Below are 14369 nucleotides of genomic sequence, written 5' to 3'. Positions count from 1 at the left end.
GGAGACCAGCCCCCACCCCGTCCTCACCACCGCCATCCAGGAAGCCAACGGCCACGCCACGGACCAGCCCGTGCTCGCCACCGGCACCCTGCGCCGCGACCACGGCGGCATCCAGCAACTCCTCACCTCCCTCGCCACCCTCTGGACCCACGGCCTCACCCCCAACTGGCCGGCCCTCCTCGCCCCGGGCACCCGGGCCGACCTCCCCACCTACCCCTTCCAGCGCCGCCACTACTGGCTCTCGGCGGCCGAGCGGGTGGGGGACCTCGCGGGCGCGGGGCTGTCCGTGGTGGGGCATCCGCTGGTGGCGGCCGGGGTCAGCGTGGCCGAGGGCGGCGGGTCCGTGTTCACCGGTCGGCTCTCCACGCGTACCCACCCCTGGCTGGCCGACCACGCCGTCCTGGACCGGGTCCTAGTGCCGGGTGCGGCCCTGCTGGAGCTGGTGCTGGGGGCCGGGCAGCACGTCGGCGCCGAGCGGCTGGACGAGCTCGTACTGCACACCCCGCTGACCCTGCCGTCCGATGACACCGCCCTCGACATCCAGGTGGGCATCGACGCGGCGGACGAGCGGGGCGGGTGCGCCGTACGGCTGCACTCCCGGCCGCACCGTCTGCAGGACGACGATCCGGCGGACGACTGGGTGTGCCATGCCACGGGGACGCTGGCGGTGTCCCCGGCGCCCAGTGATGGGGGCGCCGAGCCGGAGGCCGGGTCCGCGTGGCCGCCGGCCGGCGCGGAGCCGGTGGACATCGACGCGTTCTACGAGCGGCTGGCGGACCACGGCTATGGCTACGGGCCGGTGTTCCAGGGCGTGCGGGCGGTATGGCGCCGGGGCGAGGAGATGTTCGCCGAGGTGCGGCTTCCGGAGTCGGCCGCCGGCGACGCGGACCGGTTCGGTGTGCATCCGGCGCTGGTGGACGCGGCGTTGCAGACGCGTCTTGTGGCGCTTCTGGAGGGCGAGGCGGAGCGGATGGTGCCGCTGTCGTTCTCCGGGGCGCGGCTGCATGCCACGGGTGCGACCGTCGCCCGGGTGCGGATCGCGCCCACGGGACCCGGCGGGATCTCGGTGCGGATGACGGATCTCGCCGGGCTGCCGGTTCTCACCGTCGACGAGGTGGTCTCGCGGCCCCTGACGGCCGACGCGCTGACGGGCGCCGCCGGGACGGCCCAGGACGCGCTCTTCGAGGTCGTGTGGACGCCGCTGTCCCTCCGGCCGTCCGAGGCCACGGAGTCCATGGCGGTGCTCGGCGCCGCCCCGCCGCACGGCCCCGACGCACCCGTCCACGCGGATGTGGCCGCGCTCCTCGCCACCGTACGCACCGGCGCGCCCCTGCCCCAGCTGGTGGTGCTGCCCGCGGTCCCGGCAGCGGCCCCGGGCGGGGGCGGCGACGTGCCCGCTGCCGGCCGCGAATGCCTGACGGCCGTACTGGCGACGGTGCGCGAGTGGCTGAGCCATCCCGAACTCGACGGCGTACGGCTCGCGTTGGTGACGCGGGACGCGGTGGCGGCGTTCCCGGGTGAGCGGGCCGAGCTGGCGCTGGCCGGGGTGCGGGGGCTGTGGCGTTCGGTGTGTTCGGAGCACCCGGGCCGGTTCGCGCAGGTGGACCTGGATGGCGCGCCCGAGTCCGCGGCGGCGCTGACCGCCGCCCTCGCCACCGGTGAGCCCGAGCTCGTGGTGCGCGCCGGAGCGGTGTCCGTGCCCCGGCTGGGCCGGGTCTCACCGTCGGACGCCGACGTGCTGACGGCCCCCGAAGGGGCCTGGAGCCTGGACCTGGACACCGGGGGCACCGTGGACGGGCTGCGGCTCGTGCCCGCTCCGGGTGTCGAGGAGCCCCTGGCCCCGGGGCAGGTGCGGATCGCGGTACGCGCCACGGGCGTCAACTTCCGTGATGTCCTTGCCTCGTTGGATGTCGTCCCCGGCGGTGAAGGGCTGTTCGCGGCCGAGGGCGCCGGTGTGGTGCTTGAGGTCGGCCCCGGTGTCGACGGCCTCGCGGTGGGCGACCGGGTGATGGGGCTGGTGTCGGGCGCGTATGCGGGCCCGGTGGCGGTGGCCGACGCCCGGATGGTCGTGCGGATGCCCCACGGTTGGACGTTTCCGCAGGCGGCGTCCGTGCCCGCGGCGTACCTGACCGCGTATTACGCCCTGGTCGAGCTGGCCCGGGTGCGCGCGGGCGAGTCGGTTCTGGTGCACGCCGCCGCGGGTGGTGTGGGGATGGCGGCGGTGCGGCTGGCGCGCCATCTCGGGGTCGAGGTGTACGCCACCGCGAGCGAGCCGAAGTGGCCCGTGGTGCGCGGCATGGGCGTTCCGGACGGGCGGGTGGCGTCGTCGCGCACCCTGGAGTTCGCCGACCGCTTCCTGACCGCGACCGACGGCCGGGGCGTCGATGTCGTACTGAACTGTCTGGCCGGGGAGTTCATCGACGCCTCGCTGACCCTGCTGCCGCGCGGCGGCCGGTTCATCGAGATGGGCAAGGCGGATGTCAGGGACGCCGGGGAGCTGGCCGCGCGCTGGCCGGGCGTCGGCTACCGGGCGTTTGACCTCGCCGAGGCCGGGGCGGAGCGGCTGGGCGCGATGCTGGCCCAGCTCGCCGGGCTGTTCGAGGCGGGGGTGCTGGCGCCGCTGCCGGTGACGGCGTGGGACACCCGACGGGCGCGGGAGGCGTTCCGCCACATCAGCCAGGCGCGCCACACCGGAAAGGTGGTGCTCACCACTCCTCGGGACGCGATCGACGGCACCGTGCTGATCACCGGCGGCACGGGGGTCATCGGCTCGGCGGTGGCCCGGCATCTGGTCACCCGCCATGGGGTCACGGGCCTGGTCCTGGTCGGGCGCCGGGGCCCTGACGCCCCCGGCGCGCGCGAACTCGTCGCCGAGCTGGGCGAGTTGGGTGCCACGGCCCGGGTGGTGGCGTGTGAGGTGTCCGACCGTTCCGCGCTGGGCGCGCTGCTGGACGGCCTGCCGGAGCTGCGCGGTGTGGTGCACGCGGCCGGGGTGCTGGACGACGGCGTGGTCTCCGCGCTGACCCCCGACCGGCTGGACACCGTACTGCGCCCCAAGGCAGACGCGGCCTGGTATCTGCACGAGCTGACCCGGGACCGGGACCTGGCGCTGTTCGCGCTCTTCTCCTCCGCCGCCGGGGTGCTGGGCTCGGCGGGCCAGGGCAACTACGCGGCGGCCAACGCGTTTCTTGACGCCCTCGCCCGGCACCGCCGCGACCAGGGCCTTCCCGCACACGCCCTCGCCTGGGGCCTGTGGGGCGAACGCGGCACGATGACCGGTGGCCTGGACGCCACCGACCTGGACCGGATGCGCCGTCAGGGCGTCCGGCCGCTCACCACGGACCAGGGTCTTGCGCTCTTCGACGCGGCCATACGGGCGCCCCGCGCCCTCAGCGTTCCGGTGCGGCTTGACGTGGCCGCCCTGCGCCGCCACGGCGAGCCCGCGCCGCTGCTGCGCGGGCTGGTCCGTACGACGGCGGTCCGGCGCGGCGCAGCCAACACGGCCACCGGCGGCGGGCTGCGGGACCGGCTGGCCGCGCTGCCCCCGGCGGACCGGGAGCGCGCGCTGGGCGACCTCGTACGGGTTCAGGCCGCCGTGGTGCTCGGACACACCGGCGGTGACGCGCTGGCCGGGGACCGCTCGTTCAGGGACCTGGGCTTTGACTCGCTGACCGCCGTGGAGCTGCGCAACCGGCTGGGCACGGCCACCGGGCTGCGGCTTCCTGTGACCGCCGTCTTCGACCATCCGACCCCGGCCGCGCTGGTGGCCGAGCTGCTGCGGCTGCTGGCGCCCGAGAGCGCGGCCGAGAACGCGGCCGAGAGTCCGGCCACCGCCGTCCCCGCCCCTGCCGCGGTGGCCGCCGAGGACGACGACCCGATCGCGATCGTCGGGATGAGCTGCCGCTTTCCCGGCGGGGTGCGCTCGCCCGAGGAGCTGTGGCGGCTGCTGGCCGAAGGGCGGGACGCCATCGGCCCGTTCCCCGACGACCGCGGCTGGCACACCGAGCTGGGCCGCCCCGGCGCGCCCGGTGCCCATGCGCCGGCCGGTGGCTTCCTGTACGACGCGGCCGACTTCGACGCCGAGTTCTTCGGCATCTCGCCCCGTGAGGCACTGGCCACCGACCCCCAGCAGCGGCTGCTGCTGGAGACCACCTGGGAGGCGTTCGAGCACGCGGGCATCGACCCCACCGCGCTGCGCGCCACCCCGACCGGGATCTTCGCGGGGCTGATCTACCACGACTACGCCACCCGCTTCCCCGAGCAGCTGGCCGACGGCTTCGAGGGCTATCTCGGCAACGGCAGCGCGGGCAGCGTGGCCACCGGCCGGGTGGCCTACACCCTCGGGCTTGAGGGCCCGGCCATCACCGTGGACACCGCGTGCTCGTCGTCCCTGGTGGCGCTGCACCTGGCCGCGCAGGCGGTACGGCAGGGCGAATGCGCCCTCGCGGTGGCCGGTGGGGTGACGGTCATGTCGACCCCGCGGCCGATCGTCGAGTTCAGCCGGGTCGGCGGGCTCGCCCCCGACGGGCGCTCCAAGGCGTTCGCCGCCGAGGCCGACGGGATGGGCTTCGCCGAGGGCGTCGGCATGCTGGTGGTCGAGCGGCTGTCTGACGCCCGCCGCCAGGGCCACCGGGTGCTGGCGCTGCTCCGGGGCTCCGCGCTCAACCAGGACGGTGCGTCCAACGGCCTCACCGCGCCCAGCGGCCCGGCCCAACAGCGGGTCATACGGCAGGCGTTGGCGAACGCGGGGCTCACGGCGGCCGATGTGGACGTGGTCGAGGCGCATGGCACGGGGACGTCGCTCGGCGACCCGATCGAGGCACAGGCCCTGCTCGCCACGTACGGCCGGGACCGGCCCGCCGACCGGCCGGTGGTGCTGGGCTCGGTGAAGTCCAACCTCGGCCACACCCAGGCCGCGGCCGGGGTCGCGAGTGTCATCAAGATGGTGCTGGCCCTGCGCCATGGCGTCGTGCCCCGCACCCTGCACGCCGAACGCCCCACCGAGCGGGTGGACTGGACGGCCGGTGCGCTGCGGCTGGCCGCGGAGAACGAGGACTGGCCCACGGCCGGCGGGGCGCGGCGCGGCGCGGTGTCGTCGTTCGGGATCAGCGGCACCAACGCCCATGTGATCCTGGAGGAGTCGCCGGACGCCGGGGCCGCCACCGAGCCGACACCGACGCCGGCGGCGGTGCCGTGGGTGCTCTCGACGAAGAGCCCCGACGGCCTGCGCGAGCAGGCCCGCAGGCTGCGGGAGCGGCTGGCCGCCGACCCCGGTCTGGCCCCCGTCGATGTGGCCCGCTCGCTGCTGTCCCGGGCCGTCTTCGGGCGGCGCGCCGTGGTGATCGGCCGCACCCGGGAGGACTTCCTGGACCGGCTGGCGGCGCTCGGCCGCGGCGAACCGGCCGCCGGCGTGGTGCTGGGCGGGTCCCTCCCCGCCGACCGCTCGGGGCCGGTGTTCGTCTTCCCAGGACAGGGTTCGCAGTGGACCGGGATGGCGGCCGAACTCCTCGACGTGTCAACCGAGTTCGCGGAGTCGTTCGGCGACTGCGCCCGGGCGCTGGCCCCGTATGTCGAGTGGTCACCGCTCGATGTGGTGCGCGGACGCCCCGGCGCGCCGTCGCTGGACCGCGTCGATGTGGTGCAGCCGGTGCTGTGGGCGGTCATGGTGTCCCTGGCGCGGGTGTGGCGGTCCCATGGGGTCGAGCCCGCCGCGGTGGTGGGGCATTCGCAGGGCGAGCTGGCGGCGGCGTGTGTCGCGGGGGTGCTCTCGCTGGAGGACGCCGCCCGTGTCGTAGCGCTGCGCAGCCGGCTGATCGGAAGCGAACTGGCGGGCCGTGGCGGCATGGTCTCGCTGCCCGTGCCGGTGGACGAGGCCGGGAAGCTGGTGGCGCCCTGGGGCGAACGGCTCTGCGTGGCCACCGTGAACGGGCCCGGCTCGACCGTGGTCGCCGGGGAAGCGGCGGCGCTGGACGAGCTGATGGCGGCGTGTGAACGGGACGGCGGGGTGCGGGCGCGCCGCATCCCGGTGGACTACGCCTCGCACACCCCGCAGGTCGAACGGATCCGTGAGCGGCTGCTCGAGCTGGCCGCGCCCCTCACGCCCCGCCCCGGCGGGGTGCCGATGTACTCGACGGTGACCGGTGCGCTCCTGGACGGCGCGAGCGCCGACGCGGAGTACTGGTACCGCAACCTCCGCGAGACCGTGCGGTTCGAGCAGGCGACCCGCGCACTGGCCGACGCCGGGCACACGGTGTTCATCGAGGTGAGCCCGCACCCGGTGCTGGTCCCCGGGATCGAGCAGACGGTCGAGGAGCGGATCGAGCGGACGTCGCACGGCACGTCCGCGGACCGCGCACCCGTGGTGGTGGGCACGCTGCGGCGGGACGAGGGCGGCCGGGAGCGGCTGTTCACGGCGCTCGCGGAGCTGTTCGTGGCCGGTGGCGCGGTGGCGTGGGCGACCGCGTTCGAGGGCGGGCGGCATGTCGATCTGCCGACGTACGCGTTCCGCGCCCGGCGGTACTGGCTGGACGCGCCCGAGCACACCGGGGACGTGGGCGGCGCCGGGCTCACGGCGGTGGACCATCCGCTGCTGGCGGGCGCGGTGGCGCCGGCCGGGAGCGACACGGTGCTGTTCACCGCGCGGCTCTCGCAGACCACTCACCGCTGGCTCGCCGACCACGCGGTGCTGGGCGGTGTGGTGCTGCCCGGCAGTGTGTTCCTCGACTGGGCGCTGTACGCGGGGCGTACGGCCGGCTGCCCGCACCTGCCCGAACTCACCCTCCAGGAACCGCTGTTCCTGCCCGCCACCGGGGCGGCACACCTGCAGATCCAGGTCGGCGAGCCCGATGAGGAGGGCCGGCGGGAGCTCACCGTGCACTCCCGCGCCGAGTCGGTGGCGAAGGACGCGGCGGCGGGCTGGACCTGCCATCTGCGGGCCGTCGTGGCCCCGGATCCGGAGGGTCCGGCCGACGGCGATGAGGGCGGTGGCGCGGCCGATGAGGGCCGTGACAGTGCCGCGTTCGCGGAGCTGGCGGCCGTCTGGCCGCCGCCCGGTGCCCGCGCCGTCGACCTCACGGGCTACTACGACCGGCTGGCGTCCGATGGCTTCGACTACGGCCCGGCCTTCCGCGGTCTGCGGTCGGCGTGGCGGCGCGACGGGGAGGTCTTCGCGGAGGCGGCCCTGGGCGAGGGGGCCGGTGGCGGCCCGGTGGACGGCTTCGCACTGCACCCCGCGCTGCTCGACACCGCCCTGCACGCCATCGGCCTCGGCGGGTTCTTCGACCGGGCGGAGCCGGCGGGCGCGCCGATCCGGATGCCGTTCTCCTGGGCCGGTGTCCGGCTGCACTCCGCCCCGGACGCCGCCCCGCCCACCGCCGTACGGGTACGGCTGTCCGCCGTCGGTCCGGACGCCATCGGTGTCCATCTCACGGACGCTGACGGTCAACCGCTCGCGCACATTGCTGAGTTGACGCTGCGGCCGGTCTCCGCGGACCGGTTGCAGGCAGCCGCGGAGGAGCGTGCGGCCCGCCCCGTACGGCGCGAACGGCCGGGTCCCCGGCCGCAGGACACCGCCGCCGCCCAGCGCGTCTTGGACGCCGCACCCGAGGACCGGGAGCGGCTGCTGGCGGATCTCGTCCGGGAGCAGCTGCGCACGGTGCTCCACCACGAGACGGGCGCGGAGATCGGCCCGGACACCGAGTTCCTGGCGCTCGGCATGGACTCGGTGCGCGGGATCGACCTGCGCGACCGGCTCGCCACGCTGCTGGGGCTCCGTCTCTCGGCCACGGCGACGTTCGAGCACTCGACGGTGGATGGGCTCGCCGGGCACCTGGCCGCGCTGGTGGGCAGCCGGGCCGCCGCCCGGCCGAGCCCGCCCGTGGCCGAAGACACCGCGCCCCCGGAGCAGACCGCGCCAAAGACCGCCCCGGAAACCACGCCCGAGACCACGCCCGACACCGCGCCCGAGACCGCGTCGGACGGCCCCGCGCCGCCCCCGTCCGCCATCGAGCTGGAGCTGGCGAAGGCCACCGCGGCCCCGGAGTCGGACCCCTACGACAGTCTCACCACCCTCTACCACCAGGCGTACGCCAGCGGCCGGGCCCAGTCGGTGGGCATGGCGCTCATCCAGGCCGCGGGCAAACTCCGGCCGTCCTTCACCACCGAGGGCGCCGCCGACCACATCCTGCCGCCGGTGAAGATGGCGAGCGGCGACGGCACCCGGGCCACGCTGGTGTGCCTGCCCGCCATCACCGCCACCGCGGGACCGATCCAGTACGGGATGATGGCGCAGATGTTCGAGGGCAAGCGGGATGTGCTCTCGCTGGTCAACCCCGGTTACCTCGAAGGCGAGTTGGTGGCCGACAGCTTCGACGCCCTGATCGAGCTGCACCTCCACCAGCTGCGCGCGGCCCTCGGCGCCGAGCGCTACGTCCTGGTCGGCCACTCCATGGGCGGGCTGCTCGCCTACGCCCTGGCGGAACGGGCCGAGCGGGCGGGGCTGCCGCCCGGCGCGGTCGTACTGCTCGACACCTTCGAGGCCACCCACCAGTTCTCCGAGAAGACCCACATCGCGCTGAACGAGGGCCTGGACTCCCGGGAACAGCTGCTCGGCGACTTCGCGCTGACCGGAGCCAAGCTCTCGGCGAGCGGGCGCTACAACGCGCTGCTGATGGAGGAGTGCGCCCTGCGGCCCGTCCAGAGCCCGACGTTCTTCCTCAGCGCGGCCGAGCCCATGCCCCACCAGGACGAGGGGTTCGAGGGCGACGGCTGGCGCGCGGTCTGGCCCTTCCCGCACACCGCCCGGGCCACCCCGGGAGACCACTTCACGATCATGGAACACCACCTCCCCGAGACCACCGGGGCCATTGAGGACTGGCTCACCGAACGCGGTCTGTGACCGCCCTACCGCCTGAGCCCCACAGAAGGGACCCACCCCACCATGACCCTGCCCGCCTTCGAGAAACTCGTTCCGCCCGGTACCGACATCGTCTCCGACCCGTACCAGCTCTACGCCCTGCTGCGGGAGCAGGGCCCCGTGCACCGGGTGCCCAGCCACGGCACCGAGGACGTCTGGCTGATCGTGGGCCATGAGGAGGCCCGCGCCGCCCTGACCGACCCCCGGATGAGCAATGACATCCGCCACTCCGCCGCGTGGCAGGACGACGGGGGCAACGCCATCGGGCTGAACATGCTGCAGACCGATCCGCCGGACCACACCCGGCTGCGGAAGCTGGTGGCGCGGGAGTTCACCGCCCGCCGGATCGAGGCGCTGCGGCCGCGCATCCGGCAGCTCGCCGATGAGCTGCTGGACGCCATGCTGCCGCTCGGCCGGGCCGATCTCGTGGAGTCGTTCGCCATGCCGCTGCCGATGGCGGTGATCTGCGAACTCCTCGGCGTACCTGCGGCCGACCGTGCCGACTTCCGCGGCTGGTCCAGCGAGATCGTCTTCCCCAGCAGCCCCGAGGCCGCGGGCGCCGCCGTGGCCGCCATGACCGGCTATCTGGCCGGGCTCATCGAGGCCAAGCGGGAGGCGGAGGACGACGATCTGCTGTCCGCCCTGGTGCGCACGATGGACGAGGACGGCGACCGGCTCTCGTCCGAGGAAATGCTCGGCATGGCCTTCCTGCTGCTGGTAGCCGGGCATGAGACGACCGTCAATCTGCTCTCCAACGGCACCTGTGCGCTGCTGCGCGCCCCCGAGCAGCTGGCCGCGCTGCGGGCCGACCATGCGCTGCTGGACGCCGCCGTCGAGGAGATGCTGCGCTACGACGGCCCGTCGCAGTCCACGGCGCACCGCTTCACCACCGAACCCGTGGAGATCGGGGGTGCCAAGATCCCCGCGGGTGAGCCGGTCCTGGTGCTGCTCGGCTCGGCCAACCGCGACCCGCGGCGCTTCGCCGACCCCGACCGCTTCGACATCCACCGGGACGCCCGGGGGCATCTGGGCTTCAGCCACGGCGTCCACCACTGTCTGGGCGCGCCGCTGGCCCGGCTGGAGGCCACGATCGCGCTGCGGGCCCTGCTGGAGCGGTGTCCTGACCTGGCCCTGGACACCGACCCTGACACCCTCGCCTGGCGCCCCAGCATGATGCGCGGGCTCCTGCGGCTGCCGGTGCGGTTCACCCCCGCGGGGTAGGGCGCGCAGGTGACGCGGGGCGCGGGGCGGTCAGGATGGAGGGCGCGGGGCGGTCAGCGCACCGGGCGGTCGTCGTCCGCCCCGGTTCCGTCCGCGCCATCCGCGCCGTCCGCGGCGGACCGTACCTCCGGGCCCGGACCCTGACCCGGACGCCTCGGCCCCTGCCGGGGCGGCCGGGGCTCCCCGGCCGCCGCCTTCCCCGGGGGCGGTGTCTCCGGAGGCTGATCGGCGGGCCGACCGCCAGGCTTCCCGGCCTTCCCGGAGTTCCCGGCCTTCCCCGCCTTCCCGGCGGCCTTCTCCCCCGGCTTCCCGCCCGCCTCGCGCTTCGTGTGCAGCCGGGAGCGTATGTCGCCGTGCGGCAGGAACTGGGCCCAGCGCTCGGGGAACTCCGAGGGCGGGGTGATCTCCGCCGCACCGTCGTCCGCCGTGCGCTGCTCCCTCGCCCGCAGCCGGGCCGCCCCCTCCCGGGCCCGGGCGGCGCGCTCCGCACGCCCGGCGGCCGTGGCCACCGAGGGCCAGACCCGGTCGATCGCGGCGTTGACCGCCGCCCCGACCAGCACCGCGAAGGCGGACACCCCGATCCACAGCAGCACCGCGACGGGTGCGGCCAGCGAGCCGTAGATCGTCGGGCCCTCGACCGTATGCACCAGGTAGATCCGCAGCAGAAAGCTGCCCAGCACCCATATCGTGAGGGCCACCAGCGCCCCCGGAATGTCCTCCGGCCACGGCGAGCGCACCGGCACGGACACGTGGTAGAGCGTGGTGAGGAAGGCGATGGACAGCACGATCACCACCGGCCAGTACAGGACCGGTACGAGATCCCCGCTGGACGGCAGCAGGTTTACCACCGCCTCGGGGCCGATCACCATCAGCGGCAGCGCCACCGCCCCGACCACCAGCGCCACCAGATAGAGCAGGAAGGACAGCAGCCGGGTCCTGACGATCCCGCGCTTCCCCTCCAGCCCGTACATGATCGTGATGGTGTCCACGAACACGTTCACCGCACGGGAGCCGGACCACAGGGCGATGGCGAAGCCCAGCGAGATCACATCGGGACGCCCGCCCTTGATCACATCGTCCAGCAGCGGCCGGGCGATCTCCTTGACGCCCCGGTCCGACAGCACGGTCGCGGAGGCGTCGAGGATGTTCTGCCGGATGGTGACCACCGTGTCGGTGCTGGTCCAGGCGTCGAAGTAGCCGAGCAGCCCGATCAGGCCGAGCAGCAGGGGCGGCAGCGACAGCAGGGTGAAGAAGGCCGCTTCGGCGGCGAGCCCGGTGACCCGGTACTCCATGCACGAATTGACCGTGTCCTTCAGCAGCAGCCAGGCCGTCCTCCGTTTGGACACATTGCGGTACAGGGCGCGGGCCTTGCGGAGTCGGCCGGACGGCTTCGGTGTTTCTTCTGCTGGCTGCACCTTCTCACCGTATCGGGGGTCTTCACCGCCGCTCATCCGGTGACCAGGCCGAATCCGCGCAAAAGGGCGCCGGACAGGCGTTGGCGGAGGGGATGCCGCGCCGACTCGGCACCACCCTCCGCCCGCCGGGCCCACTTTCTGTGCCGGGTACAGCCATGCGCAAAGGTTGCGCCGCGTTGCAGCCGTCCGGACGGTCGGTGGGGCGTCGGATGCGGGTCAGCAGCCGCCGCAGTTGTAGTAGGTCACGTCCCAGTGGTTGCTCTCGCGGGCGTAGACGTTGCCCGAACCGGACTGGTACTGCTGGGCGCCGTCACCGGGGCGCGGGCCGATATTGGTGAAGGTGCCCGTGATGTAGTTGGTGAGGCAGCTGGTGGCGCTGAAGTCCAGCTTGTAGCCGTTCCAGTGGCTGTACGTACCGGAGGCGTGCCCGGTCTCCGTGCCGCCGGTGATGGTGAGCGCGCAGCCGGTGGCCCCCTTCAGGGTGATGGCGCCCTGCACGGTGGTCAGGTTGACCTGCTCGAACGACGTACAGGTGGGGGTGTTGCGGTCCGAGCAGCCCCCGCTGGAGGTCCAGGAGACCCCGGCACCGCGCAGCCGGTTCGCCGCGTCGGAGTGGCTGAGCTTGGTCACCGCGGCGGCGGAGGGCGCGTCGGCGGCCACGGGGGCGCTGGGCGCGGCGGCCGGTGCGCTGGGGGCGGCGGCCGCGCTCTGGGCGGTGAGTACGCCGGTGGTGGCGAGGACCGCGCCGCCGAGCAGGGCGCCGAGTCTGATCCTGGTGCTGGTCACAGCCATGGTCGTCTTCGTCTCCTTCGTCTGCGGATCCGTGGACCGTCGAGGACGGCGGCAGCACGATCCCAGCCCTCCGTGCCGGGCGGGCGGCTCACCGGGGAAATCGGGACAGCGGGATCGGAAACCGTCTCTGAGCTGCGGGGACGGCGCGAGATGGGATGCCCGGTGGGATGCGGGGCGGCGCGGCTGCCTTCGATCCGGCGCGGTAGGCGCGGTCACAGGCCTTCCAGGCGCTGAAGTCATGGGTGAGCGCCCAGAGCCGATGGGCCGCCCGGATGTTCCAGTCCGGGTCCAGCGCCTGCGCGCGAGTGCCGCCCAGCTTCCGCAGCGTGCCGTCGTACAGCTGGAAGACGCCCCAGTTCCGGGTGGCGTTGGAGTTGGGCAGCGTATAGAGGGGATCGAGGTACGAGGCGCACTCCGCGATGCCGACCGCACGCTCGGGGTCCTCGGTGAAGACCTCGCGGATGCGCCGGGTGACCCGGTCCGGTGTCCAGGTGTCGAGCGGCTTGCCGTCGTTCTCGTAGAGCGCGCGCTTGGTCCGCTCGTCCACCGATCCGTCGGGCGTCAGCCCGCTGCGGAGCTGGAACACCACGACCCGCATCTGGGTGACCGGCCCGAAGGCCCCGTCGACGTCGAGCCTGCCGCCCGCGCGGGCGAGCAGCGACTGGAGCTCGTGCACACACGCGTCCGACTGCCCCATGCTCACCACGACCGGACAGCGGGAGGACAGCAGCAGCCGGGCGCCCGAGGACCCGTCCGACCCGCCCGATGACATCAGCGCCTTCCCTAACAGCACGGCCGTCACCCCGGCTGCGGCGAACACGGCCAGGGCGAGTACGGCGAGCAGTGGCCGACGACGCGACGGCGGCGCGGCGGACAGGGCCTCCGGGGCGGCGGCCGGGCGCACGGGCTCCGGCTCCTCCGCAGCCACACCGGGCCCCGGCTCCGTCCCCGTCTCAGCGTCCGGCTCACCCGTCGTCTCGGCCCGTGAGACATCCGGCATGGCAGACCCCGCGGCCCCCGCGGCCCCATCCCGCCCCACCGACACCGCGGTCGGCGCCCGCGCCCCGGCCCGCTTGCGCTCCGCGTCGGCCAGCACCCACCGCCGGTGCAGCTCCAGCAGCTCCTCACCGCTGGCGCCGCACACCTTGCCGAACCGTGCGAGCACGTCGTAGTCGCCGGGTACGCTCGCCCCCGAGCAGTAGCGGTGCAGCGCCGACGCGCTCACCCCGCTGCGCGCGGCCAGCGCCGCGTAGCTGCGGTTCGTGCGCTCCTTGAGCTCGCGCAACAGCTCCGCGAACTGCTCCATGTCCCCGTCGCCCCCATGGCCCCCGCCATCCCCGTTCCCGGACACCCCGACCCCCGCCCTCCCCGCTTGAGCGATACCCGTCAAGGCGAGTCAACGGCGTTCATGGTTTTCTGTCCACCATGACCGTCACCGTGACCACCTGGCACCTGGAGCAGACCGCTTTCTCCGACCTCAGCCCGGCGCAGGAGCCGCCCGCCGCGGCGGAGGTGCAGATCGTACGGGCCGAGGTGCCGAGCCCCGAGTTCAGCCACTTCCTCTACACGGCGGTGGGCTCGGACGTGGCGTGGACCGACCGGCTGCTGTGGTCGCGGGAGGCGTGGGAGGGGTATCTGCACCGGCCCGGCGTGGAGACCTGGGTGGCGTACGAGCGCGGGACCCCGGCCGGATACATCGAGCTCGAGGGCCAGGACGACGGCGTGGTGGAGATCGCGTACTTCGGTCTGCTGCCCGCCTTCCGGGGGCGTCGCACCGGCGGGCACCTGCTGACCGTGGGGACCTCCCGGGCCTGGGACATGGCCGACCGCTGGCCGGACCGGACACCGACCAAGCGGGTGTGGCTGCACACCTGCAGCAAGGACGGGCCGTACGCGCTGGACAACTACCGGCGCCGGGGCTTCCGGGTGTGTGACGTCAAGACGGCGGACGAGGGGTGACCAACACCACAGCGTCTTGCATGTCGAGACAGATTCGTCCGCATACTGGATAACGGTGGACTGGTCAA

6 protein-coding genes are annotated in these 14369 nt (G+C 74.2%); 3 read left to right on the top strand and 3 right to left on the bottom strand.

What is annotated here, in order from left to right; translation table 11 throughout:
* Positions 1 to 70: 70 nt before the first annotated feature.
* Together VT50_RS41025 and VT50_RS23750 are read left to right on the top strand one after the other, a co-directional pair.
* The gene (locus VT50_RS41025) at positions 71 to 8896 is read left to right on the top strand and encodes a type I polyketide synthase (protein ID WP_206269472.1); all 8826 of its coding nucleotides are present in this window, start codon (positions 71 to 73) and stop codon (positions 8894 to 8896) included.
* 42 nt (positions 8897 to 8938) lie between these two features.
* On the top strand, positions 8939 to 10135 hold the full coding sequence (locus VT50_RS23750) for a cytochrome P450 family protein (RefSeq protein ID WP_046085391.1): 1197 nt from the start codon (positions 8939 to 8941) through the stop codon (positions 10133 to 10135).
* Positions 10136 to 10188: 53 nt separating this feature from the next.
* On the opposite strand, the gene VT50_RS23745 is transcribed toward VT50_RS23750, so the two are convergent.
* The 3 genes from VT50_RS23745 to VT50_RS23735 all read right to left on the bottom strand — a co-directional run bounded on the left by VT50_RS23745 (position 10189) and on the right by VT50_RS23735 (position 13648).
* Positions 10189 to 11550 (bottom strand): YihY/virulence factor BrkB family protein, encoded by a 1362-nt coding sequence (locus VT50_RS23745; RefSeq protein ID WP_240529278.1) that lies wholly within the window; start codon positions 11548 to 11550, stop codon positions 10189 to 10191.
* A gap of 216 nt (positions 11551 to 11766) precedes the next feature.
* The gene (locus VT50_RS23740) at positions 11767 to 12342 is read right to left on the bottom strand and encodes a hypothetical protein (RefSeq protein WP_046085393.1); all 576 of its coding nucleotides are present in this window, start codon (positions 12340 to 12342) and stop codon (positions 11767 to 11769) included.
* An 88-nt stretch (positions 12343 to 12430) separates the two neighbouring features.
* Positions 12431 to 13648, bottom strand: a complete 1218-nt coding sequence (locus VT50_RS23735; RefSeq protein ID WP_046085394.1) for a helix-turn-helix domain-containing protein — start codon at positions 13646 to 13648, stop codon at positions 12431 to 12433.
* Positions 13649 to 13767: 119 nt separating this feature from the next.
* Between VT50_RS23735 and VT50_RS23730 the strand changes: the two genes are divergently transcribed.
* Positions 13768 to 14301: a GNAT family N-acetyltransferase gene (locus tag VT50_RS23730; protein WP_046085395.1), complete on the top strand. Its 534-nt coding sequence runs from the start codon at positions 13768 to 13770 to the stop codon at positions 14299 to 14301.
* Positions 14302 to 14369: the final 68 nt, after the last annotated feature.

The organism is Streptomyces antioxidans, from assembly GCF_000968685.2.
GTDB classification, from domain to species: domain Bacteria; phylum Actinomycetota; class Actinomycetes; order Streptomycetales; family Streptomycetaceae; genus Streptomyces; species Streptomyces antioxidans.
Note: the sequence above shows the minus strand (reverse complement) of the source record. Positions and strands in the feature narration are given on the sequence as shown.

Coding starts and splice junctions, on each gene's coding strand:
- VT50_RS23730 (WP_046085395.1), top strand. CDS start 13,768: ATGACCGTCACCGTGACCACCTGGCACCTGGAGCAGACCGCTTTCTCC.
- VT50_RS23740 (WP_046085393.1), bottom strand. CDS start 12,342: ATGGCTGTGACCAGCACCAGGATCAGACTCGGCGCCCTGCTCGGCGGC.
- VT50_RS23750 (WP_046085391.1), top strand. CDS start 8,939: ATGACCCTGCCCGCCTTCGAGAAACTCGTTCCGCCCGGTACCGACATC.
- VT50_RS23735 (WP_046085394.1), bottom strand. CDS start 13,648: ATGGAGCAGTTCGCGGAGCTGTTGCGCGAGCTCAAGGAGCGCACGAAC.